Below are 21853 nucleotides of genomic sequence, written 5' to 3' on the forward strand. Positions count from 1 at the left end.
CACACCCCGTCAACCGAGCGCTTCCTGAAGAAGCTCGGCTTCGGCCTCGGCCAGGATCTCGTCGGCCCCCTCCCCGTAGACCCGTTCGCGCCCGATTTCGAGCATGACGGAGACGGAGAGCGGCGAGACGCGGTCGAGCGCCCTGTGGGTGATTCGCCCCCGGATGCGCTTCAGCATCATGCCGAGGCGGGTCACGTCGAGGAGTCCGGTTGCCGCATCCTGCCGCGCGGCGCGCAGGAGCAGGTGGTCGGGCTGGTGGCGGCGCAGCACGTCGTAGATCAGGTCGGTCGAGATGGTGACCTGCCGGCCGGTCTTCTTCTGCCCCGGAAAGCGCCGCTCGATCAGCCCGGCGATCACCGCGCATTGGCGGAAGGTGCGCTTCATCATCGCGGATTCGTCGAGCCACGCCTCCAGGTCGTCGCCGAGCATGTCCTCGTCGAACAGGGCCTCCATGAAGCCGGGCGAGAGCGCGGCGCGCTCGCTCACGTCCTTCGTGCACCAGATGGCGATGCCGTAATCGTTGGCGGCGAACCCGAGCGGGCGCAGCCGGGCGCGCTCCAGGCGGCGGGTCAGCAGCATGCCCAGCGTCTGGTGGGCGAGCCGCCCCTCGAACGGGAACGCCGTGAGGTAGTGGCGCCCCGCGCGTGAAAAGGTCTCGACCAGGAGGTCGCGCTCGCCGGGCAGCACCGAGTGCCGGCGCTGCTGCGCGAGGTAGTCCGAGAGCTGGCGCGGCAGCCGGTCCCACTCGAACGGGTCGGCGATGATCGCCCGCACCCGCGCGGCGAGGAAGGTCGAGAGCGGGAATTTCGCGCCGGCATAGGAGGGGATCGCCGGATCGGTGCCGGCACCGGCCCGCGTCACGAGGCACTCGTCCTCGGCGAGCCCCTCGAAGCGCAGCACCTCCCCCGCGAACAGGAAGGTGTCGCCCACCGTCAGCGTCTCGGCGAAATCCTCCTCGATCTCGCCCAGCGTCCGGCCGCCCTTCGGCAGCACGGTGCCGGGCTTCGAGCGTAGGCTGCGGGCCATCCGCACCTTGATGTGGGTCGACTCGATGATGGTGCCGATGTTCATCCGGTATTGCTGCGCCACCCGCGCGTCGCGCACCCGCCACCGGCCGTCGGCGCCGCGCAGGATCTTGGCGAAGCGCTCGTAGGCACGCAGCGCGTAGCCGCCGGTGGCGACGTAATCGACCACCGCCTCGAAATCCTCCCACGACAGCGTCGCGTAGGGCGCGGCCGAGACGATTTCCTCGTAGAGTTCGAGCGGATCGAAGGCGTCGGCGCAGGCCATGCCGAGGACGTGCTGGGCCAGCACGTCGGGGGCGCCGAGGCGGGCGTCGGGGGTGTCCTGGGCCGCCTCCTCCACCGCGTCGAGGGCGGCCCGGCATTCCAGCATCTCGAAGCGGTTGCCCGGCACGAGATAGGCTTTCGAGGGCTCGTCCATGCGGTGGTTGGCCCGGCCGATCCGCTGCATGATCCGGCTCGCCCCCTTCGGCGCGCCGACATTCACCACGAGATCGACGTCGCCCCAGTCGATGCCGAGATCGAGCGTCGCGGTGCAGACGATGGCGCGCAGCTGCCCCGCCGCCATCGCCGCCTCGACCCGGCGCCGCTGCGAGGCGTCGAGGGAGCCGTGGTGGAGAGCGATGGGCAGGGTGTCGTCGTTGAGCCGCCACAGCTCCTGGAAGGTGTACTCGGCCTGGAGCCGGGTGTTGACGAAGACGAGCACCGTGCGGTGCGCCCGGATCAGGTCGTAGATCGCCGGCATGGCGTGCCGGGCGGTGTGGCCGGAGAGCGGGAGCGTGCGGCCGATATCGAGCATGTGCAGGTCGGGCTTGGCGCCGCCCTTCACCACCACGAGATCGGCCATGGGGGCCGCCGACGGGGCCGCCGACGTCCCTCCCCCCTCTGCGGGGGAGGGTGGCCCTCGCGTCAGCGAGGGTCGGGAGAGGGGAGCGCCCTCTCCGGAGACGGCACCCCCTCTCCCGCCCGCTCCGCGGGCACCCTCCCCCGCAGAGGGGGGAGGGTTTTGGGCGACGAGGTACTTCCTCAACGCGTCCGGCTCGCGCACCGTGGCTGAGAGGCCGATGGCGCGGGCCTCGGGCGCCAGCCGCCGCACCCGGGCCAGCGCCAGCGAGAGGAGATCGCCGCGCTTCGAGGTGACGAGTGCGTGCAATTCGTCGAGCACGATCGTGCGCAGGCCGGCGAAGAACGTCTCGGCCTCGCGATGGGCGAGGAGCAATGAGAGCTGCTCGGGCGTGGTGAGCAGGATGTCCGGCGGGCGCTGGATCTGGCGGGCGCGCTTGTGCGCGGGCGTGTCGCCGGTGCGGGTCTCGACCGTGACGGCAAGCCCCATGCCCTCGATCGGCGCTTCGAGGTTGCGGGCGATGTCGACCGCAAGCGCCTTGAGCGGCGAGACGTAGAGAGTGTGGAGGCCGCGCGCCTTTCCCTTCCCATTGCCCGCTCTCTCGCTCAGCTCGACCAGGCTCGGCAGGAAGCCCGCCAGCGTCTTGCCCGCGCCGGTCGGCGCGACGAGCAGCGCCGAGCGCCCGGCCCGGACGGTCGCGAGCAGTTCGAGCTGATGCGGGCGGGGCGACCAGCCGCGGGCGGCGAACCACGCGGAGAAGCGCGGCGGCAGGGCGGCGGGCGGCACGGAGGAGGACAGGGCTTCGACGGTCACGCGCCCTTATGTGGGGCGCGCGCCGACGGAACGCACCCGAGGACAGGCGCCCGGTGCTCTCGCCCATGATCCGGTCCGACCGCGTGCCGCCTCACTCACGGGGATCGGGCGTCGCCACCCTCGAAGTTGCTCGGTCTGCGTGACTTATAATAATTCTCATTCTTGAGCTTTGTTTGAAAAATACCAGGTCTGTGCGGAGGATTATTTTTATATATCAGACGTTGTGGCGTGTTGACATTGATGTGCCTCTCGATAATCAATGCTCAAGCTCGATGGCCTGATAAAAATCAAGATAAGCCAGTCCCATTGGGCGGCATGCAACTCGTTATGCCGGGCTGATCATGATGACGATTGGTATTGTTCCGTGCGGGGGCGCGTGCCGTCCTCGTCGTCCGCAGTCGCGCGCCTGGACGCTGCCCGTCATCGGCGGATTGCGACCCCTCCTGATCCATTCGCTGATCCTGGCGCTGCTGTTCGTCTGCTGCGACGCGATGCTCGGTGTCATCTCGACGGCGGAGGCGGGCGAGGCGTTCTTCGGCTGGATCTACACCGCCGACATCCATCCGCCGGGCACGTTCGAGTACGAGCACCGCTCGTTCCTGCAGCGGAGCCAGTCGCGCGGCCAGTACGCGTATCTCCAGAACAGCGAGGAGCTGGAGCTCGGCGTCACGCCGAACCTTCAGGTGGCCGGCTACCTGAACTGGAGCTACCGCAACGCCTTCCGCAACGGCATCGACGGCACCACCGGCGGACCCGGGGTGTCGATGTTCGAGGGGCCGAACTTCAACCCCTACAGCCGGCTGAGCGGCGCCCGGTTCGATTCGGCCTCGGTGGAGGTCATCTACCAGATCCTGAACCCCTACACCGACCCGATCGGCCTCGCGCTCTACCTCGAACCGGAATTCGGCCCGCGGGAATGGGAGCTCGAATGGCGGATCATCGTCCAGAAGAACTTCCTCGACGACAAGCTCGTGGTGGCCGCCAACCTGATGGGACGGCACGAGAACGAGCGCTACTCCGACCGGACCACCAACCGCGAGTCGCCGCTCGACGTCACCCTGGGCGCCTCCTACCGGGTGGCCGACAACTGGTTCCTCGGCATCGAGGGGCGGGTGCACAACGAGTTCGCCGGCATCCTCTGGCGCTCGCCCGACCATTCCGCCTTCTTCCTCGGGCCGAACGTGCACTACGCCACCAAGGGCTGGTGGGTGACGGCGGCGTGGCGGCACCAATTGCCGATGACCCTCGCCTACAACCGCGATCAGGCCGACGTGATGTGGCACGGCCGGATCTACGGCGACGAGCATGCGCGCGACGAGGTCATGCTCAAGTTCGGCATGCCCTTCTGAGGAGATCGCCGCCATGCGCTGGGAAGCCTTCGCCGCCGCTCCGCTCGTCGTCCTCGCCGCCCCCGGGGCGCAGGCCACGGAGTACCTCACCGTTGCCCAGGCCCAGGCCGCCCTGTTTCCCGGCGCCTCGTTCCAGAAGGTCGCCGTCTCCGTGCCCGAGGCCGTCCTGGAGGCGATGCGCGAGCGATCCGGCGTCGACGAACCGTTCAATGCCGGACGGGTCTGGCGGGTCTCGACCGGCGGGTGGTTCATCGTCGATGCCGTGCTCGGCAAGCACGAGAAGATCACCTACGCCGTCGGGATCGACGCGTCCGGCGCGGTGCGCGGGATCGAGATCCTGACCTACAACGAGAGCTACGGCTACGAGGTGCGCGACCCCGGCTGGCGCGCCCAGTTCCGCGGCAAGACCGCGGCGAGCGCGCTGCAGCTCAACGGCGACATCCGCAACATCACCGGGGCGACCCTCTCCTCCAAGCACCTGACCCAGGGGGTCAGGCGCCTGCTCGTGCTGCACCAGATGGCGCTGGCGCGGTCTTGAGGACGGCGGTGACGCGTCCGCGGACGCCGCGGCGGGCCCAGGCTCGCCTCGGTACCTTCGTCGAGATCGAGGCCGATGCCTGCGGCGATGCGGCGTCCATCGATGCCGCCTTCGCCGTCATCGCCCGGGTGGAGCGGGAGATGAGCTTCCACGATCCCGCGAGCGCGCTGTCGCGGCTCAACCGCGCCGCCTGGCAGGGCCCGCAGCCGGTCTCGCCCTGGCTGGAGCGGGTGCTGCGCACGGCCCGCCGCCTGCATCGCGACAGCGGCGGCGTGTTCGATCCGTCGGTGGCCGGCCATCTCGTCGCCGCCGGGCTGCTGCCCGCGCCGGACGGTCCGGAGCCGGACCCGGGCGCGTGCTTCGGCGACGTGGTGATCGAGCCCGGCCGGGTGCGGTTCCTGCGCCGCCTCTGGCTCGATCTCGGGGGCATCGCCAAGGGCTTCGCGGTCGACGCGGCGGTGCTGACCCTGCGGCGCCTCGGCCTGCGCGCCGGAATCGTCAACGCGGGCGGGGATCTGCGCGTCTTCGGCCCGGAACCGCGGACGATCCACCGCCGCGACGCCGACGATCCAGGCCGCGGCGTGCCGATCGGGCGCCTCGCCTCCGGTGCCTGCGCCACCAGCGGCGGCGACTTCTCCGCGGGGGCCGCCGACCTCTGGCCGGTCTTCGCCCCATGCGGCGCGCGCCTGACCCGCCGCGGCAGCGTGACCGTGATCGCCCCGCGCTGCATCCTCGCCGACGGGCTGACCAAGGTCGCCGCGCTGATGCCGGCGGAGGAGGCCGCGCGGGTGTTGGACCGCTACGGCGCGCGGCTGGTGGCGCCGTGAGCGACCCGCGCCTCCGCCCGCCCCTCGGCGCGGGCCTTCGCCTCGACCGGTCGCTCTATCGCATCCTGGTCGCGGCCTTCGTCGGGGTCGGCGTCTCGGGCGCGGTCTGGGCGCTGGTGGGCGACATCCTCGCGCTCGACATCGATGGCCTCGGCCACCTGATGGCGCAGATCCACGGCGGCTTCGCCTTCCCGGCGGTCGGGATCACCGGCGCGCTCCTGGCCCACCACGCCCGCGCCGGCTGGCGCGCGCGGCGCAACCGGGCGAGCGGCAGCCTCGCCGTGACGCTCGCGCTGCTGCTCGGGCTCACGGCCTGGGGCCTCTATTACGGCAGCGAGCCGTGGCACGCCGCCCTCGTCTGGACGCATATCGCGGCGGGGGCGGCCGCGCTCCTGCTGATCCCGCTGCACGTCCGGCTCGGCCGGCGCGCGCTCACGCCAGAGCCATCAGAAACCGATCGATCAGTTCGAGCGCCCGCTCGGTGAGCGCGCCGGGATAGCGCACGAAGATATGGCAGCCGCCGGCATAGACCGCCGTGTGGCCGCCGTTGTTGGCCGCCGCCCAGCGGGCCGACATGTAGAGCGTGTCGTCGAGCAGCGGGTCGGCGGTGCCGACCGTGAACAGGGCGGGCGGCAGGCCCTTCAGGTCGGCGTAGAGCGGCGACACGTCGGGCCGGCGCCGGTCGATGCCCACACGGACGTAGCCGTCGGCGAAGCGCTTGAGGTCGGTGGTGTTGATGACGAGCCGCTCGTCGCCCCACAGGCGCACGCTCGGAGTCAGGCCAAGATCGAAGAAGCCGGCATTGAGGTTGGCGCCGCGGAAGGCGCGGGGCAGGCCGTGGCGGTCGCGCAGGCGCAGCAGCGTCATCACCGCGAGGTGGGCGCCGACGGATTCGCCGCCGATGGTCAGGGCGTGAACCCCGAGTTCCGCCTTGCCGGGGCCGGCGAGCCAGAGGGCCGCGGCCTCGCAATCCTCGAGGGCGGCCGGATAGGGATGCTCCGGCGCCAGCCGGTACTCCACCGAGAGGCAGACGAAGCCGCAGGTGTCGGCGATGCGCTCGAGCCAGGGGTCCTGCTCGTCCGCCGCGCCCCAGACCCAGCCGCCGCGGTGGATGTGGAGGTAGGCGCCCCGGGCCTTGCCCTGCGGACGGATGACGCGAAGCGCGAGCGGACCGCCCGGTCCGTCGATGGTCAGGATCTCGGCGCGCGGGCTGCGCGGCATCGCGGGGGATGCCTGCGTCCCCGCCCGGCGCCGCGCCCGCACCTCCTCGATCGGCAGCGACCATGGATCGGCCTGTGCGGCGTGGGCGGCCACGATCTCGGCGTTGAGCGCCTTCGTCTCGGCATCGATGGTTGCCGGGTCGAACAGAGCGTGATCGATCATGGCCTTCGTCAAGTCGCGCGGGGTGGAGGCATGGGGCCGGCAGGGCCAGATTCGGCCTGCCATCTTGAGCGGAACGTTCGAGGATGCCATCTGGCTGCTACCCCGAACGCGTTGAATGAAGCGATCACCCCGCGGTTTGGCATGAGTGTGGCGGTGAAGCAACGCCGTTGCGGGGTTGCCACGAAGTCTTGAGGATCAGGCGAGGATACCGACCGAATGATCGGCGATCACGAGACCCGGCGTCGCCCTCCCCTCGATTCCGGCGCCTACCCGGCCGATCCGCGCGCGGCCGCCCCGCGCCGCCGCTCCGGCCTCAACCGATTCCTCGGCGGCTCGCCCGCCGCGGTGTTCGTGAAGCTGCTGTTCCTGTCCGTGCTGGTCGGCTCGGTGATGGCGATGCTCGGCCTGACGCCGGGCCTTTTGTTCTGGCACCTTTACGATCTCACCCGCTCGCTGATCGACCTCGGGCTCGACACCTTCCACGATTTCGGCCGGTGGATCCTCGCCGGCGCGGTGGTGGTGGTGCCGATCTGGTTCATCGCGCGCCTGATGACCGTGTCGCGGGAGCGCTGACGCGCCTCCGCTCGTTCCGTGTCGAGAACGTCGCCGCCTCGGCGGGAGCCCGTGCGACACAGCAACAGCTTAGAACCGTTCCGATTGCCTCGCCCTCGCGAACGGTTCTAAGAGACGTCAAGAGAAGCAAGAAACCGCATCGAGGCGCGTCGTGCAGACCAATTTCGCTCCCGAGCAGCTCGCCGACCCCGCCATGGCGGCCTCGGAGAAGATCCTGCGCACCTGCGTCCATTGCGGGTTCTGCACCGCGACCTGCCCGACCTACCTCCTGCTCGGCGACGAGCTCGATTCACCGCGCGGGCGCATCTACCTGATCAAGGACATGCTGGAGGGCGGCAAGCCCGCGAGCCGCGAGGTGGTGAAGCACGTCGATCGCTGCCTCTCCTGCCTGTCCTGCATGACGACCTGCCCGTCGGGGGTGCATTACATGCACCTCGTCGATCACGCCCGCACCCATATCGAGAAGACCTACCGGCGCCCGCTCTCTGACCGCGCCCTGCGCGCGGTGCTGGCCCTGGTCCTGCCCTACCCGAACCGGTTCCGGCTGGCGCTGCTCGCGGCCAAGCTCGGGGCGCCGTTCCGGCCGCTCGTCGCCCGGCTGCCGCGGGTCGGCAACCGGCTCGCGGCGATGCTCGACCTCGCCCCCGCGCAACTGCCGAACCGCAACCGGACCGACCGGCCCGGCACCTTCCCCGCCGATCCCTCGGCGCAGGAGATCAGCGCCCTCTTCCAGACCGGCGAGGACAGGGGACCGGCTCCGCGCCGCGGCCGGGTCGCGCTGCTGCGCGGCTGTGCCCAGAGCGTGCTGCGGCCGGACTTCAACGAGGCGGCGATCCGCTTGCTCAACCGCCACGGCGTCGAGGTGGTCCAGCCCAAGGGCGAGGGCTGCTGCGGCGCGCTGACCCACCATATGGGCCGGGAGGATTCCGCCCACGGCCACGCCCGGCGCACCATCGATGCCTGGATCGCCGAGATGGACGGGCCCGGCCTCGACGCGATCGTCGTCACCGCATCCGGCTGCGGCACGACGATCAAGGATTACGGCTTCATGTTCCGCGACGACCCCGCCTATGCCGAGAAGGCGGCGCGGGTCTCGGCGATCGCGAAGGACGTGACCGAATACATGGCGGAGATCGGCCTGCTGCCGCCGGTGGAGGATACCGACCTCGTGGTGGCCTACCATTCCGCCTGCTCGATGCAGCACGGGCAGGCGATCCGCACCGAGCCGAAGACTCTCCTGAAGAAGGCCGGCTTCACGGTGAAGGACGTGCCCGAGGGCCACATCTGCTGCGGCTCGGCCGGCACCTACAACATCCTCCAGCCGGAGATCGCCGCCCGCCTGCGCGACCGCAAGGTGGCCAATATCGAGCGGATCAGGCCCGACCTGATCGCCACCGGCAATATCGGCTGCGCCACCCAGATCGGGAAGGGCACCGACATCCCGATCCTGCATACCGTCGAGCTGCTCGATTGGGCGACCGGCGGGCCGCGGCCGGAGGCGCTGGCGAATCTGCCGGCGGCTGCGCGAGTGCCGGCTTAAGGTCAAGATTGATTTTCCCGCTATGCACAATTGAAGGCCGCGCCTTCCTTGACCTCGCTGCAGGTGCGAATTAGGCCCGCAACCAGTGTCGGCCCGAGATCGTTTGCAGCTTCATGACAGAGAACCCCCCAGAGCCGCCCGTCGTCCTCCTGGTCGAAGATGACGGCCTGCTGCTGATGGAAGCGTCCGATACGCTGGCGGAGGCAGGGTTCAACGTCCTCGAAGCGCACCACGCCGACAAGGCCCTCGACGTGCTTCAGGATCGCCCCGACGTCGAGATCCTGATGACCGACGTCGACATGCCGATGGGCTCGATGGACGGGTTCGCTCTGGCCCGCGTCGTGGCCCACCGCTGGCCGGAAATCCCGGTGCTGATCGTCTCCGGCATGGGCACGCCGGGCCCCGGCGACATGCCGGAGGGGGCCCGCTTCATTCCGAAGCCCTACGCGCCGACCATGCTGGTGCGCACCCTCAAGGCCTGCCTCAAGCGCGCCGCCTGACGCGCACTCCCAGACGTTTCGCGCATGGCCGATGCGCGCGGGGACCAATCACGGGTTCCGTCGCGGATCGTTTCGCGGCAGAAGGCGCCTGAGACCGGTGCGCTCCGCGCCCCGACAGACCGATCGATTCAGGTCCCGCCATGACCGCCGAGCCAAAGACCCTCCGCCTCGCCACGCAGGCGGTCCATGCGGGCGCCGCGCCCGATCCCGCCACAGGCGCGCGGGCGCAGCCGATCTACTTCACCAACGGCTTCGTGTTCGATTCCACCGAGCAGGCGGCCGACATCTTCGCGATGCGCAAGACCGGCTTCTCCTATTCGCGCGGCTCGAACCCGACGGTCGCCGCGCTGGAGCGTCGCATCGCCGCGCTGGAGGGCGCCAAGGCGGCGGTGGCCGTGTCCTCGGGGCAGTCGGCGGTGCTGCTCGTGATGATGACGCTGATGCAGACGGGCGACGCCTACGTCGCCTCACCGCGCCTGTTCGGCGGCTCGCTCGGCCTGATGCGCCGGCTCGAAGGCCGCTACGACCTGACGCCGCACTTCGCCGCCGACCTGACGCCGGAGGCGTTCGAGGCGGCGATCACGCCGCAGACCAAGGCGATCATCTGCGAGTCGATCGTCAACCCCTGCGCCACGGTGATGGATCTGGAAGGCATCTCGGCGGTCGCCAAGCGCCACGGCCTGCCGCTCGTGATCGACAACACCCTGGCCTCGCCCGCCCTGATCCGCCCGATCGAGTACGGCGCCGACATCGTCGTCCACTCGACCTCGAAGTTCCTCGGCGGCTCGGGGCAGGTGATCGGCGGCATGATCTGCGACGCCGGCACCTTCGACTGGAAGGCGCAAGGGTCGCGCTACAACCTCATCAACGAGCCCTGGCCGGACTATGACGGCCTGATCGTCAGCGACCGCTTCCCCGAGATCAGCTTCGCCGTCGCCTGCCGCCTGTTCGGCCTGCGCGACCTCGGCCCCGGCCTCTCGCCGATGAACGCCTTCCTCACGCTCACCGGCATCGAGACCCTGCCGCTGCGGATGGAGCGCCACTGCGCCAACGCCAAGGCGGTGGCCGCCTACCTGAAGGACCATCCGGCGGTCGAATGGGTGAGCTACCCGGCCCTGCCCGGTCAGAAGGGCGAGGCTCTGGCCAACCGCTACGTGCCGCAGGGGCCGGGCTCGATCTTCACCTTCGCGCTCAAGGGCGGCGAGCCGGCCGCCCTGCGCTTCATCGCGGGCCTGGAGCTGATCTCGCACCTCGTGAATATCGGCGAGATCAAATCGCTGGCGATCCACCCGGCGACCACGACCCACCGCCAGCTCCGGCCCGAGGAGCGGGCGGCGGCCTGCGTCGGTCCCGAGACGGTGCGCCTCTCGATCGGCCTGGAGGATCCGGAGGATCTGATCGCCGATATCGAGCAGGCGCTCGCCAAGGTCGGCTGAGGCCGCCATGGCGCGGCGGGGACGCAACGCGGCGGTGGTCGGCGGCCTCGCCATCCTCGCCTCGGGCGCGATCGTGCTCGCCGACTTCCTGCAACTCGGCCGCACCGAGCCCCCGCTGGTGGCCGAGCCGGACCGCGCCGACCGCGTCCTCGTCGAGAAGGCGGCGCGCCGCCTCACGCTGCTGCGCGAGGGGCGGGTGCTCGCGACCTATCCCGTCTCCCTCGGCTTCGCGCCGGAAGGGCACAAGGCCCGCGAAGGCGACGGGCGCACGCCCGAAGGCCTCTATGCCATCGCCTTCCGCAATCCGCGCAGCGTCGCCCATCTCTCCCTCAAGGTCTCCTACCCCGCGCCGGCCGACGAGGCGGCGGCGCGGGCCGGCGGCTACCCGCCCGGCGGCGACATCATGATCCACGGGCTGATGAACGGCTTCTCGTGGCTCGGCCGCCTGCATCGGCTGATGGATTGGACCCAGGGCTGCGTCGGCGTCACCAATGCCGAGATGCGCGCGATCTACGCCCGCGTCGATGTGGGCACGCCGATCGAGATCAGACCGTAGCGGCCTCAGGTCTTCGCGTCTGCGAGGGGGAGTGCGAACCGGGTGGCCGAATCCGCGCCACGATCGAGTCCGCCCGCGCGGGTGAGGCCGGCCGCGGCTTCGCGGTGGTCGCCGCCGAGGTCAGGGAACTCGCCAACCAGACCGCGCGGGCGACCGGCGAGATCGCTCAGCAGATGGGCACGATTCAAGGGGGCGACGGACCACGCCGCCGCGGCCATCGACGGCATCCCGGGCCGCATCCGCGAGATCGACCTCACGACGGTGCGTGCCGCCTGACGGCGATGATCCGTGGGATCCGAGGGCCGGCGCCGCAACACCGGTCCTCAAGATGACACGGTGTCGCATCCGGATCAAAAGAGAGGTGATCACAAAGGTCAAGAACGCATCGGCAAGTGTGGGGTGGTCAGATCAGCGATCACGATCGATCGTGGTACAAGTCAAAGGACAGCCTCATGACTCAGCCGAACCAGCACACGAAGGGTGACAACTCTCGCAATGCTGATCATGATGGATCGAAAAACTCTGGGAGCGCGCACAAGGGCTCGGTTCAGCATTCGGATGACGGCCGTCTGAAGGAGGATCGCGACCAGGGCGTCCACCGCGGCGACAAGGCGTAGTCCCGGGCGGGCGAGCCTGAAGCCGTCTTCGGGATCGTGCGGAAGAGGTCGCCTTCGGGCGGCCTCTTCCCATATGGGCCTGCGTCGATCCGAGAACCGAACCCGAGGGAGACCGCCATGCGTGCCTACGAAATGTCCGCCGCCGCAGGCCTCGGCAGCTGGAAGAGCGCCGAGCGACCCACGCCCGAACCGGGGCGCGGGCAGGTTCTGGTGCGGATGCGCGCGGCCTCCCTCAATTACCGCGACCTGCTGATCTGCGAGGGCCGTTATCCCTTCGCGATCAACCTGAACCGGCTGATCCCGGTCTCGGACGGGGCCGGCGAGATCGTGGCGCTCGGCGACGGCGTGCGCCGCTTCCAGGGCGGCGAGCGGGTCGCCGGGATCTTCTCGCAGAGCTGGCTCGGCGGCGCCCAGGTGGCCGACACGTGGCAGACGGCGCTGGGCGGCGCCATCGACGGCGTGCTCGCCGAGTACCAGGTGTTCGACGAGGACGGGCTCGTCGTCCTGCCCGACCATCTGAGTTTCGAGGAGGGCGCGACGCTGCCCTGCGCGGCCGTGACCGCCTGGAACGCGCTCTACGGCCTCAAGCCGCTCAAGGCCGGTGAGACGGTGCTGACGCTCGGCACCGGCGGCGTCTCGATCTTCGCGATCCAGCTCGCGCACGCCGCGGGGGCGCGCGTCATCGCCACCTCGTCGAGCGACGCCAAGCTGGAGAAGGCCCGCGCGCTCGGCGCGAGCGAGACCATCAACTATCGCACCCATCCGGACTGGGAGCGGGAGGTGCGCCGGCTGACCGGCGGCGTGGGCGTCGATCACGTGGTCGAGGTCGGCGGCACCGGAACGCTCCCTCGCTCCATCGCCTCGACCCGACCCGGCGGCCATGTCGGCCTGATCGGTCTGCTCGCCGAGGGCGAGGCGATCGACCCGCTGGCGATCCTCGGCGCGAGCTGCATCGTGCGCGGCGTCGCCGTCGGCCCGCGGGAGATGTTCGAGGACATGAACCGCTCGATCGCCCTGCACCGGATCAAGCCGGTGATCGACCGGGTCTACGGCTTCGACGAGGCACCCGCCGCCCTCGCGGCCCTGGCCGAGGCGTCGCATGTCGGCAAGATCGTGATCCGGATCGGCTGATGGCGTTGCTCGGGGACGGATCGATGATGCGCGCGGCAGCGTGCTGCGGGCTGGTCTCGGCGCTGCTCGCGCCGGCGGTGGCGGGCGCGCAGGATGTCACGACGGTGCGGACCGAAAGCTTCCCCCGGCCGCCCTATTCCGGGGCGACCTACTACGTCTACGAGCGGGCGGGCCGGACGATCTGCACCAAGCTCGCCGTCTGCAACAAGTTCGACCAATGCGAGACGAGCTACGTCCCCGGTGCCTTCCGGGCGCCCGAGGACACGGCGACCGGAGAGCCCTACGGGACGACGCCGGCCGCACCGATCGCGCCCGGCTCGCTCGCCAAGCACGTCTGCCTCACGCGGTTCGGGCTGGCGAGGCGGTAAGCCTACGGTTCCTCGCCCTTCGGCCCGCGGCGGCTCAGCGCCCGCAGCGCCCCTCGGAAGGTGCGCACGTCCTGCTCGGTCATCGCCATGCGGTGGAGCATGTCGCGCATGTTGCGGGCGATGATCTCGCGCTTCTCCGGCGGGTAGAAGCCGGCCCCCGCCAGCGTCTCCTCCAGGCTCGCGAACAGCGACAGCAGCGCCTCGCGGGTCGCGGGCGGCGAGAGGAGCTCGCCGGAGAAGCGCAGCGTGGCGAGCCCGGCGGCGCGGCGCCACTCGTAGCCCATCAGCAGCACCGCCTGGGCGAGGTTGAGCGAGGGAAATTCTTCCGTCACCGGGAAGGTGACGATGGCGTCGGCGAGCGACACCTCGTCGTTGCTGAGGCCGACCCGCTCGCGCCCGAACATCAGCCCGACGCGCTCGCCGCGGCCGATCCGCTCGGCGACCGCCGTCATGGCCTCCTCGGGGGCGAAGACCCGCTTCATCTGGCCGCGCTCGCGGGCGGTGGTGGCGAGGACGCAATGCAGGTCGCCGATGGCCTCCGGCAGCGTGGCGTAGACCTTGGCCCCGTCGAGCACGTAGGTCGCGCCGGAGGCCGCCTCCCGCACGCCCTTCTTCGGCCAGCCGTTCTTCGGGGCCACGAGGCGCAACTCGGACAGGCCGAAATTCGCCATGGCGCGGGCGGTCATGCCGATATTTTCGGCGAGCTGCGGCTCGACCAGGATGACGACGGGGGCGGTCATGGCCGCCCTCTCGCACGCCGCGGTCGCGGCCTCAATCCGGGAAAAGCAGCGATTCCCAATCCCGCACGCCGCTCAGGATGTGCAGGATCTCGATCCGTCCACCGTCGACCCGGTAGAAAATGAGGTACGAGCCGTGAGGGCGTCGCCGGATGCCGCTCGACGCATGTCGCGGCACCAGCGGGAAGCCTTCGGGAATGTCGGCCAGTTGCAGACAGCGCTCGACCAGTTCGGTGACGAAGCTGACGGCCCGGCGCGGGTTGTCTTGAGCGATGAAGTCGCCGACGCGCTCCAGATCGGCCTCAGCCTCCGCGGTGAAGACGACGATCATGCATCCGGGCCGGACAGCGCATCATACTTGGCGACCAGCCGTGCCCTGACGTCTTCGGCCGGCGTGACCCGGCCGGCCTCCGCATCGTTGACGCCGCGGGCCAAGGCCGCATCGAGCAGCGCCAGACGCTTCTCGCGCTCCTCGACCAATCGGACGCCTTCGCGCAGAACCTCGCTTCGGGAGCCGTAGCGCCCCTCCTTCACCAGCGAGGTGACATAGCCCTCGAGGCGGGGTCCGAGATCGGCGCTGCTCGGCATGGTCGCTCCCCATCGCGGCGGACGAGGGATGATAACTGTTATCGGCCGCGGCGCCAACGGGCCTGCGCCTCCGGCCTCGTCGGCGGCGCAGGTCTCAAAAGCCTCAGATCTTACCGTCGAGGCCCATCTGGTAGTACTTGTGGACGATCTTGTCCTGGTTCTCCAGGAGCCAGTCGATCGAGGGCTCGTTGGTCATGGCCTTGCGGATCGCCTCGGTCATGCCCTTGCGCTGGATCTCGAACAGCGCCTTGTGATCGACGCTCTCGGCCTGGATCACGCCGGGGCTGAGCCAGACCGAGCAGATGATGCCGAGATCGTTGGCCTTCTCCTTGGGGATGTAGCCGGCCCGCACCGCGTCGAGCACGCCGTTGGCGATGGCGTACTGCACCGTGCCCATCAGGATCGAGGTGTACTTGTTCTCGGTCACGCTCACCTTGGAAACGCACAGCGTCACAGGGCGGACCATGATGTCGGTGTTCAGGAGCGCGAAGACGCGGCTGTGGCCGACGACCTGATCGCCGGTCAGGGTGGCGAGCGCGGTGCCGACGGGCCCGTCGAGCTCGCCGATGATGACCTCGGGCTCGCTCGCCGTGTTGGGCGGCCCGCCCGCGACGAGGGCTTCGCCGGCGCGCAGGATGATGCGGTCGCTCATGGTGTGTCCTTCCTCGTGATCGGCCGTTCGTGCGACGCGCAGGGTCGTCGCAGTGCCGGCCGCGTTTGTCCAGGCCGCTTAGCGCTGCGCAACCGCGCGCTCTTGTGCCGGACCGACACTCGCTTTGGCCGAACGACCGTCCCGCTGGCCGGACTCACCGCGTAGCCGGGTTCGGGGCACACCACCCTACCGCAAGGGCCGGTAACAGTTTCACGGATCCGAAACAGGCTTCCCGAGCCCGGCTTTGTCGCCTTGCTGCGCTGCGTTATAGGGGCGGCGACAGGGTTCCGGACAGACGCGCGGAGGGCAGTCGGCCGATCGCGCGGCACCGGGCAATCGAGGGACCGACATGGCGAAGATCAAGGTGGCCAATCCGGTCGTCGAGCTCGACGGCGACGAGATGACCCGGATCATCTGGGCGGAGATCAAGAACAAGCTCATCCACCCCTACCTCGATCTCGACCTCGACTATTACGACCTCGGCGTCGAGCACCGCGACGCCACCAATGACCAGGTCACGATCGACGCGGCGGAGGCGATCAAGCGCCACGGCGTCGGCGTGAAATGCGCCACGATCACGCCCGACGAGGCCCGCGTCGAGGAATTCAAGCTCAAGGAGATGTGGCGCTCGCCCAACGGCACGATCCGCAACATCCTCGGCGGCGTGATCTTCCGCGAGCCGATCATCTGCTCGAACGTGCCCCGCCTCGTTCCCGGCTGGACCCAGCCCTTCGTGATCGGCCGCCACGCCTACGGCGACCAGTACCGCGCCACCGACTTTAAGGTGCCGGGCAAGGGCCGCCTCACCATCAAGTTCGAGGGCGACGACGGCACCGTCATCGAGAAGGAGGTGTTCAAGTTCCCCGACGCCGGCGTCGCGATGTCGATGTACAACCTCGACCAGTCGATCATCGACTTCGCCCGAGCCTCCTTCAACTACGGACTGGCTCGGAAATACCCGGTTTATCTCTCGACGAAGAACACCATCCTGAAGACCTATGACGGCCGCTTCAAGGACCTGTTCCAGAAGGTGTTCGACGAGGAGTTCAAGTCGAAGTTCCAGTCGCTCGGCCTGACCTACGAGCACCGCCTGATCGACGACATGGTAGCCTCCTGCCTCAAGTGGTCCGGCGGCTACGTCTGGGCCTGCAAGAACTACGACGGCGACGTGCAGTCCGACACGGCGGCGCAGGGCTTCGGCTCGCTCGGCCTGATGACCTCGGTGCTGATGACGCCGGACGGCCAGACCGTCGAGGCCGAGGCGGCGCACGGGACGGTGACCCGCCACTACCGCGAGCACCAGAAGGGCAAGGCGACCTCGACCAACTCGATCGCCTCGATCTTCGCCTGGACCCGCGGCCTCGCCCACCGGGCCAAGCTCGACGACAACGCCGAGCTCGCGAAGTTCGCTGCGACCTTGGAGAAGGTCTGCGTCGACACGGTCGAGGCCGGTCACATGACCAAGGACCTCGCCCTCCTCGTCGGCCCGGACCAGAAGTGGCTCACCACCAACGGCTTCCTCGACAAGGTCGACGAGAACCTGAAAGCGGCGATGGCGGCCTGAAGCTGCCGCTTCGATCGCCCTCCCCCCTCTGCGGGGGAGGGTGCCTCGCGGATGCGAGGCGGAAGAAGGGAGCGACGCTTCCGGAAGAACCTGAGCCACCCTTCACCCGACCCCCTTCGGGGTCCACCCTCTCCCGCAGAAGGGAGTGGGAGCAGCGGCGCGTTACCCCGTCTTCTTCGCCGCGTTGCGCTTGCGTGTCTCGGCCGCCTTCTTCGCGGACGCCGAGCGCTCTTCCTTCGTGCGCGAGGCCGACGCCGTGCCGCCGCTGCGGCCGCCCTTGTGGGCGGCGGGATGGCCGGTCGAGCGGCCGCGGCCCGAACCGCCGGGCTTCTTGCCGCCGCCGTCGTCCTTGTTGACGGTCGCCCAGGCCCGGGATTCGGCTTCCTTCTCGGGCACGCCGCGGGACTCGTAGGATTCGGCGATGTGCTCCGCCTTGCGGATCTGCTTGTCGGTGTATTTCGACTTGTCGCCCTGAGCCATGATGCTCTCCCGATTGGCCGCGCCGGTCAGGTACGGATCGGCGCGTCGAGGGTCGCCCGCACCCGCCGGATCAACTCGGCGCGCCGGTACGGCTTATTCAGGATATCGAACTCCGGACGCCCCATGCCGGTTCGCTCCAGGCTGGCCTCGGCATAGCCGGTGGTGAGCAAAATTCTGAGAGCGGGGTGGCGGCGGCGCGCCTCGCGGGCGAGCGACAGGCCATCCATGCCGCCGGGCATGATCAGGTCGGAGAAGAGCAGGTCGATCTCCGGGTGGTCGCCGAGGATCTCCAGGGCCTCGCGGCCGTGGCGGGCCATCAGGGTGCCGTAGCCGTAATCGCGCAGGATCGCCCGGGCGAGCTCGCCGACATCGGCGCGGTCGTCGACGATCAGCACCGTCTCGGTCCCCGGCCGCTCCTCGACCGGCGGAGGCTCCCGGCTCGGCTCACCCTCCTCCTCGATCGCCGGGAAGGACAGCCGCACCGTCGTCCCCTCCCCCACCACCGACTCGATCTGCGCGAAACCGCCGGACTGCTTGGCGAAGCCGTAGACCATCGACAGGCCGAGACCCGTGCCCTTGCCCTCCTCCTTCGTGGTGAAGAACGGGTCCATCACCCGCGCGAGGAGATCCGAGGGAATGCCGGAGCCCGTGTCCGTCACCGCGACGCTGACGAGGCGATCCGTGCCGTCGGGGCGGCCGGATTCCTCGTTCCGGGTCGTGATGGTGACGCGCCCGCCCTCCGGCATCGCGTCGCGGGCGTTGATGAGCACGTTGAGCAGGGCCACCTCGGCCTGGGTCCGATCGATCCGGCAGGCGCGGAGATCGGGGGCGAGGTCGGTCTCGATCGTCACCGCCTCGCCCAGGGTGCGCTCCGCCAGCTCCTTCGTCTCCGAGACGAGATCGTTGAGGTTGAGGGTGCGGCCGACGAGGCGCTGCTTGCGGGCGAAGGCGAGCAGTTGCTGCGTCAGCGTCGAGGCCCGCTCCGCCGCCTCGCGGATGTTGCCGACGGCGCGTCCCATGCGGCCCGGATCGGCGTCCGGCCGCTCGAGATTGGTCGCCAGCGAGTCGGCGTAGCCCAGGATGACCTGGAGCAGGTTGTTGAAGTCGTGGGCGATCCCGCCCGTGAGCTGCCCGATCGCCTCCATCTTCTGCGCCTGATGCAGCGATTCCTCGGCGAGGCGGCGGCGGGTGATGTCGAGCTGCGAGCCGAAGAAGTACACGAGGTCGCCGGCCGCGTTGTAGACCGGGCTCACGAACAGGGCGTTCCAGAAGGTCGAGCCGTCCTTGCGATAGTTGAGGATCTCGGTGGCGATGTCGCGCCGCGCGGTGATGGCCTCGCGGATCTGCGCCCGCGTCGCCGGATCGGTCTCGGGGCCCTGGAGGAAGCGGCAGTTGCGGCCGATCACCTCGTCCCGCGCGTAGCCCGTCATCTCGAGGAAGGCTTGGTTCGCGAAGACGATCGGGTGGTCCGGCCGGTTGGGATCGGCCACCACCATCGGCATGCGCGTCAGGGCGACGGCCGCGAAGAAGATGTCGCTGCCCGAATCGAATTCGTGGCCGGCCGCGCCGGTCTCGACGCTCGGATGGTCGCCGTGGGGTCTCTTCTCGGGGATGTCGATCATGCGAACCCGCGGCGTGGCGTGGCGGTCGAGGCCACCGGCGTCGGCGCCGTCTCCTCTCTCCGAAGGGTGAGCGTCGTCCGGAAGGGGGCCTCCCGGCTTTGGCGGAAAGACGTTGCAAAGTGCAGGACGAGGCGGCGGGGCCGATCCCGGCCTCGGAACCGTGGCGGGGAGGGGCCGCCCGCGGGGGCGGCCCCTCCCCGGGGCGTTCAGCCCTCCTCGTCGATCCCGAAGCTCACGCTCTCGACGTTCGCGCGCTCGAAGGCCTGCATCACGTACTGGTAGGAGCGCTCCATGTCGCTGTGCTCCTCGTCATGGTTCTCCACCGGCTTGAGGACGAACATCAGCATCGAGCGGCCGGTGACCGAGTAGCTCTCGCCGACGGCGAAACTCTCAACCTCCTGGCTGTCCGGCAGGTTGGTGTCGAGGAGCCGCGTCCAGGCCGTGCCGCCCGGCGCCTCGGGCAAGGTGAAGTCCACCACGTCGTGATAGGCGTTGTAGAACAGGAGCAGGGTCGCGTCGCCGCCGCGCTTGTGGATGCCGCTCGCCTGGGCGCGCCCGTCGAGCAGCACGGCCAGCGTGCGCGAATTGCCGTCGTTCCAGTTCTCCGGGGTCATCTCGGTGCCGGCGGGGGTGAGCCAGGTCACGTCCTTGACGCCGAATTCCTCGTCGTAGGCCCCCGTCACGAAGCGGCCGCGCGACAGCATCGGCAGGGCGTTGCGCAGCAGAATCAGGCGCTGCGTGAACTCGGCGAGATCACGCTCCTCCTCGCCGATGGCGCCCCAATCGACCCAGGACACCTCGTTGTCCTGGCAATAGGCGTTGTTGTTGCCCTGCTGCGTGCGGGCGAACTCGTCGCCGGCGAGCAGCATCGGCGTGCCCTTCGACAGGAACAGGGTGGCGAGCAGGTTGCGCATCTGGCGCAGGCGGACCGAGCGGATCTCCGGATCGTCGGTCGGGCCCTCGACGCCGTAATTGTAGGACAGGTTGTGGCCGTGCCCGTCGCGGTTGCCCTCGCCGTTCGCCTCGTTGTGCTTCTCGTTGTACGAGACCGTGTCGTTGAGGGTGAAGCCGTCATGCGCGGTGATGAAGTTCACCGACGCCCAGGGCCGGCGTCCGCGCTTGTTGAACTTGTCGGCCGACGCGGTGATGCGCGAGGCGAGCCCCGGCAGGAGCCCGGCATCGCCCTTCCAGTAGCCGCGGACGTCGTCGCGGAACCGGTCATTCCACTCGGCCCAGCCCGGCGGGAAGCCGCCGACCTGATAGCCGCCGGGGCCGCAATCCCACGGTTCGGCGATGAGCTTCACGTCGTTGAGCACCGGATCCTGGCGGCAGGTGTCGAGGAAGCCGCCGCCCTCGTCGAAGCCGTAGGGCTCGCGGCCGAGGATGGTGGCGAGATCGAAGCGGAAGCCATCGACCCGCATCTCGTTGGCCCAGTAGCGCAGGCTGTCGGTGACGAGCTGAAGCACGCGGGGATGCGAGAGATTGAAGGTGTTCCCCGTGCCGGTGTCGTTGATGTAGTAGCGCGGCTGGTTCGGCAGCAGGCGGTAATAGGAGGCGTTATCGACGCCCTTGAAGGACAGCGTCGGCCCCTTCTCGTTGCCCTCCGCCGTGTGGTTGTAGACCACGTCGAGGATCACCTCGAGGCCGGCGCCGTGCATCCGGGCCACCATCTCCTTGAACTCGGAGAAGGCGAAGTCCGGCACCGCGGCGTAGCGCCGGGCGGGCGTGAAGAACGAGATGGTGTTGTAGCCCCAGTAATTGATCAGGCCCTTCTGCTGCAGGTAGTCGTCCTGCACGAAGGAGTGGACCGGCAGAAGCTCGACCGAGGTGACGCCGAGGCTCTTGATGTAGTCGAGTACCGCCGGGTGCCCCATGCCGGCATAGGTGCCGCGCAGCTTCTCCGGCACCGCCGGATGCAGCTTGGTGAAGCCCTTCACGTGGGTCTCGTAGACGATGGTGCGCTCCCACGGCACGCGGGGCTTGGCATCGCGGCCCCAGGTGAAGGCCGGATCGATCACGCGGGAGCGGCGGGTATAGGGGGCGGAGTCGCGCTCATCGAAGGTGAGGTCGTCGCCGGTCTCCATCTTGTAGCCGAACAGGGCCGGGTTCCACTCGATGGTGCCGACGAGACCCTTGGCGTAGGGGTCGATCAGGAGCTTGTTGTGGTTGAAGCGGTGGCCGGCCTCCGGCTCGTAGGGTCCGTGCACGCGATAGCCGTAGATCGTGCCGGGGCGCGCATCCGGCAGGTAGCCGTGCCAGACCTCGTCGGTGTATTCCGGCAGCTCGATGCGCTCGACCTCCTTCTCGCCCGCATCGTCGAACAGGCACAGCTCGACCTTCGTGGCGTGGGCCGAGAACAGCGCGAAGTTGACGCCGCGCCCGTCCCAGGTCGCCCCGCGGGGATGCGGCGAGCCTTCGCGGATTCGCGTGCGCGACGTGCGCGGCTTCGGCATCCCGTTCCTTTCGGTATCGGCCATCGTGGTCCCATTCTCGCTGGTGGCGGCCCCCGCGGGTCCGGCCGGACTCTGAACGTTCACGGAACCGCGAAGCTCCGTTCCGGCTGACGCGGCGCAGCAAATTTTTCCCGACCCGCTGCGCGCCGCCGCGGCTGTGGTTGGCCGGTGTGATAGGTCTTGAACGAAACTCGCGGTGGGGGCTCGCGTTGCAACGCTCTCCATCGACCGAAACGGACACGTTCACAGGGGGACAATCG

At 69.4% G+C, this 21853-nt stretch carries 21 protein-coding genes and 1 pseudogene; 13 read left to right on the plus strand and 9 right to left on the minus strand.

Going from position 1 to position 21853, the window contains the following annotated elements; translation table 11 throughout:
• Positions 1-9: 9 nt before the first annotated feature.
• Positions 10-2679 (minus strand): ligase-associated DNA damage response DEXH box helicase, encoded by a 2670-nt coding sequence (locus tag ABS772_RS04380; RefSeq protein WP_407942960.1) that lies wholly within the window; start codon positions 2677-2679, stop codon positions 10-12.
• Positions 2680-3110: 431 nt separating this feature from the next.
• Between ABS772_RS04380 and ABS772_RS04385 the strand changes: the two genes are divergently transcribed.
• From ABS772_RS04385 to ABS772_RS04400, 4 genes are read left to right on the plus strand one after another with little or no spacing between them, the layout of a single operon-like run.
• Positions 3111-4028, plus strand: a complete 918-nt coding sequence (locus tag ABS772_RS04385; RefSeq protein ID WP_350392445.1) for a DUF6662 family protein — start codon at positions 3111-3113, stop codon at positions 4026-4028.
• Between the two features lie 13 nt (positions 4029-4041).
• Positions 4042-4566: an FMN-binding protein gene (locus tag ABS772_RS04390; RefSeq protein ID WP_350392446.1), complete on the plus strand. Its 525-nt coding sequence runs from the start codon at positions 4042-4044 to the stop codon at positions 4564-4566.
• Between the two features lie 8 nt (positions 4567-4574).
• Positions 4575-5393 carry an FAD:protein FMN transferase gene (locus ABS772_RS04395; protein ID WP_350392448.1) on the plus strand — a complete coding sequence of 273 codons (819 nt, stop codon included), beginning with the start codon at positions 4575-4577 and terminating at the stop codon, positions 5391-5393.
• On the plus strand, positions 5390-5878 hold the full coding sequence (locus tag ABS772_RS04400; protein ID WP_350392450.1) for a hypothetical protein: 489 nt from the start codon (positions 5390-5392) through the stop codon (positions 5876-5878). The genes ABS772_RS04395 and ABS772_RS04400 overlap by 4 nt, the downstream gene beginning before the upstream one ends.
• Here ABS772_RS04400 and ABS772_RS04405 read toward each other — a convergent pair.
• A complete protein-coding gene (locus tag ABS772_RS04405; protein ID WP_350392452.1) occupies positions 5826-6776 on the minus strand; it encodes an alpha/beta hydrolase in 951 nt (316 codons plus the stop codon). The genes ABS772_RS04400 and ABS772_RS04405 overlap by 53 nt on opposite strands.
• 216 nt (positions 6777-6992) lie before the next feature.
• Here ABS772_RS04405 and ABS772_RS04410 point away from each other — a divergent pair, with 216 nt between their 5' ends.
• The 8 genes and pseudogenes from ABS772_RS04410 to ABS772_RS04445 all read left to right on the plus strand — a co-directional run bounded on the left by ABS772_RS04410 (position 6993) and on the right by ABS772_RS04445 (position 13497).
• On the plus strand, positions 6993-7349 hold the full coding sequence (locus ABS772_RS04410) for a DUF6460 domain-containing protein (RefSeq protein WP_238256493.1): 357 nt from the start codon (positions 6993-6995) through the stop codon (positions 7347-7349).
• 151 nt (positions 7350-7500) lie between these two features.
• Positions 7501-8889, plus strand: a complete 1389-nt coding sequence (locus ABS772_RS04415; RefSeq protein WP_350392455.1) for a heterodisulfide reductase-related iron-sulfur binding cluster — start codon at positions 7501-7503, stop codon at positions 8887-8889.
• Positions 8890-9002: 113 nt separating this feature from the next.
• Entirely contained in the window at positions 9003-9389 is a 387-nt protein-coding gene (locus ABS772_RS04420; RefSeq protein ID WP_238256491.1) for a response regulator, read from the plus strand.
• Between the two features lie 140 nt (positions 9390-9529).
• Positions 9530-10825, plus strand: coding sequence for an O-acetylhomoserine aminocarboxypropyltransferase/cysteine synthase family protein (locus ABS772_RS04425; protein ID WP_350392457.1), 1296 nt, complete (start codon positions 9530-9532; stop codon positions 10823-10825).
• Positions 10826-10832: 7 nt separating this feature from the next.
• Complete coding sequence (locus ABS772_RS04430; RefSeq protein WP_350392459.1) at positions 10833-11381, plus strand: L,D-transpeptidase family protein; 549 nt, start codon at positions 10833-10835, stop codon at positions 11379-11381.
• A gap of 50 nt (positions 11382-11431) precedes the next feature.
• Positions 11432-11633, plus strand: a pseudogene (locus ABS772_RS04435) (methyl-accepting chemotaxis protein); the annotation flags it as partial.
• A gap of 482 nt (positions 11634-12115) precedes the next feature.
• Positions 12116-13129 (plus strand): zinc-dependent alcohol dehydrogenase family protein, encoded by a 1014-nt coding sequence (locus tag ABS772_RS04440; protein WP_350392461.1) that lies wholly within the window; start codon positions 12116-12118, stop codon positions 13127-13129.
• A gap of 23 nt (positions 13130-13152) precedes the next feature.
• Positions 13153-13497: a hypothetical protein gene (locus ABS772_RS04445; RefSeq protein WP_407942962.1), complete on the plus strand. Its 345-nt coding sequence runs from the start codon at positions 13153-13155 to the stop codon at positions 13495-13497.
• Between the two features lie 2 nt (positions 13498-13499).
• Here the strand turns inward: ABS772_RS04445 and ABS772_RS04450 are convergent, their stop codons facing one another.
• From ABS772_RS04450 to ABS772_RS04465, 4 genes are all read right to left on the minus strand, one after another.
• Positions 13500-14237 carry an RNA methyltransferase gene (locus ABS772_RS04450; protein WP_350392465.1) on the minus strand — a complete coding sequence of 246 codons (738 nt, stop codon included), beginning with the start codon at positions 14235-14237 and terminating at the stop codon, positions 13500-13502.
• A gap of 31 nt (positions 14238-14268) precedes the next feature.
• Entirely contained in the window at positions 14269-14565 is a 297-nt protein-coding gene (locus ABS772_RS04455) for a type II toxin-antitoxin system RelE/ParE family toxin (RefSeq protein WP_350392467.1), read from the minus strand.
• Positions 14562-14822, minus strand: coding sequence for a type II toxin-antitoxin system ParD family antitoxin (locus ABS772_RS04460; RefSeq protein WP_350392469.1), 261 nt, complete (start codon positions 14820-14822; stop codon positions 14562-14564). The genes ABS772_RS04455 and ABS772_RS04460 overlap by 4 nt, the downstream gene beginning before the upstream one ends.
• A 103-nt stretch (positions 14823-14925) precedes the next feature.
• Positions 14926-15474: a formaldehyde-activating enzyme gene (locus ABS772_RS04465; protein ID WP_003597938.1), complete on the minus strand. Its 549-nt coding sequence runs from the start codon at positions 15472-15474 to the stop codon at positions 14926-14928.
• Between the two features lie 349 nt (positions 15475-15823).
• On the opposite strand from ABS772_RS04465, the gene ABS772_RS04470 reads away from it, so the two are divergent.
• On the plus strand, positions 15824-17038 hold the full coding sequence (locus tag ABS772_RS04470; RefSeq protein WP_350392471.1) for an NADP-dependent isocitrate dehydrogenase: 1215 nt from the start codon (positions 15824-15826) through the stop codon (positions 17036-17038).
• A gap of 162 nt (positions 17039-17200) precedes the next feature.
• On the opposite strand, the gene ABS772_RS04475 is transcribed toward ABS772_RS04470, so the two are convergent.
• The 3 genes from ABS772_RS04475 to glgX form a co-directional block, all read right to left on the minus strand.
• Positions 17201-17518 (minus strand): plasmid stabilization protein, encoded by a 318-nt coding sequence (locus ABS772_RS04475; protein ID WP_238255094.1) that lies wholly within the window; start codon positions 17516-17518, stop codon positions 17201-17203.
• Positions 17519-17544: 26 nt separating this feature from the next.
• The gene (locus ABS772_RS04480) at positions 17545-19140 is read right to left on the minus strand and encodes a hybrid sensor histidine kinase/response regulator (protein WP_350392473.1); all 1596 of its coding nucleotides are present in this window, start codon (positions 19138-19140) and stop codon (positions 17545-17547) included.
• A gap of 206 nt (positions 19141-19346) precedes the next feature.
• On the minus strand, positions 19347-21617 hold the full coding sequence (gene glgX, locus ABS772_RS04485; RefSeq protein WP_238255096.1) for a glycogen debranching protein GlgX: 2271 nt from the start codon (positions 21615-21617) through the stop codon (positions 19347-19349).
• Positions 21618-21853 lie beyond the last annotated feature (236 nt).

The sequence above is a fragment of the Methylorubrum podarium genome, assembly GCF_040270385.1.
Classification (GTDB): Bacteria; Pseudomonadota; Alphaproteobacteria; order Rhizobiales; family Beijerinckiaceae; genus Methylobacterium; species Methylobacterium podarium.

What these genes read in the sequence shown, in the direction of transcription:
- ABS772_RS04390 (WP_350392446.1), top strand. Translation starts at nt 4,042, where the DNA reads ATGCGCTGGGAAGCCTTCGCCGCCGCTCCGCTCGTCGTCCTCGCCGCC.
- ABS772_RS04420 (WP_238256491.1), top strand. Translation starts at nt 9,003, where the DNA reads ATGACAGAGAACCCCCCAGAGCCGCCCGTCGTCCTCCTGGTCGAAGAT.
- ABS772_RS04440 (WP_350392461.1), top strand. Translation starts at nt 12,116, where the DNA reads ATGCGTGCCTACGAAATGTCCGCCGCCGCAGGCCTCGGCAGCTGGAAG.
- ABS772_RS04475 (WP_238255094.1), bottom strand. Translation starts at nt 17,518, where the DNA reads ATGGCTCAGGGCGACAAGTCGAAATACACCGACAAGCAGATCCGCAAG.
- ABS772_RS04470 (WP_350392471.1), top strand. Translation starts at nt 15,824, where the DNA reads ATGGCGAAGATCAAGGTGGCCAATCCGGTCGTCGAGCTCGACGGCGAC.
- ABS772_RS04450 (WP_350392465.1), bottom strand. Translation starts at nt 14,237, where the DNA reads ATGACCGCCCCCGTCGTCATCCTGGTCGAGCCGCAGCTCGCCGAAAAT.
- ABS772_RS04430 (WP_350392459.1), top strand. Translation starts at nt 10,833, where the DNA reads ATGGCGCGGCGGGGACGCAACGCGGCGGTGGTCGGCGGCCTCGCCATC.
- ABS772_RS04480 (WP_350392473.1), bottom strand. Translation starts at nt 19,140, where the DNA reads ATGATCGACATCCCCGAGAAGAGACCCCACGGCGACCATCCGAGCGTC.
- ABS772_RS04460 (WP_350392469.1), bottom strand. Translation starts at nt 14,822, where the DNA reads ATGCCGAGCAGCGCCGATCTCGGACCCCGCCTCGAGGGCTATGTCACC.
- glgX (WP_238255096.1), bottom strand. Translation starts at nt 21,617, where the DNA reads ATGGCCGATACCGAAAGGAACGGGATGCCGAAGCCGCGCACGTCGCGC.
- ABS772_RS04425 (WP_350392457.1), top strand. Translation starts at nt 9,530, where the DNA reads ATGACCGCCGAGCCAAAGACCCTCCGCCTCGCCACGCAGGCGGTCCAT.
- ABS772_RS04465 (WP_003597938.1), bottom strand. Translation starts at nt 15,474, where the DNA reads ATGAGCGACCGCATCATCCTGCGCGCCGGCGAAGCCCTCGTCGCGGGC.
- ABS772_RS04410 (WP_238256493.1), top strand. Translation starts at nt 6,993, where the DNA reads ATGATCGGCGATCACGAGACCCGGCGTCGCCCTCCCCTCGATTCCGGC.
- ABS772_RS04455 (WP_350392467.1), bottom strand. Translation starts at nt 14,565, where the DNA reads ATGATCGTCGTCTTCACCGCGGAGGCTGAGGCCGATCTGGAGCGCGTC.
- ABS772_RS04405 (WP_350392452.1), bottom strand. Translation starts at nt 6,776, where the DNA reads ATGATCGATCACGCTCTGTTCGACCCGGCAACCATCGATGCCGAGACG.
- ABS772_RS04445 (WP_407942962.1), top strand. Translation starts at nt 13,153, where the DNA reads ATGATGCGCGCGGCAGCGTGCTGCGGGCTGGTCTCGGCGCTGCTCGCG.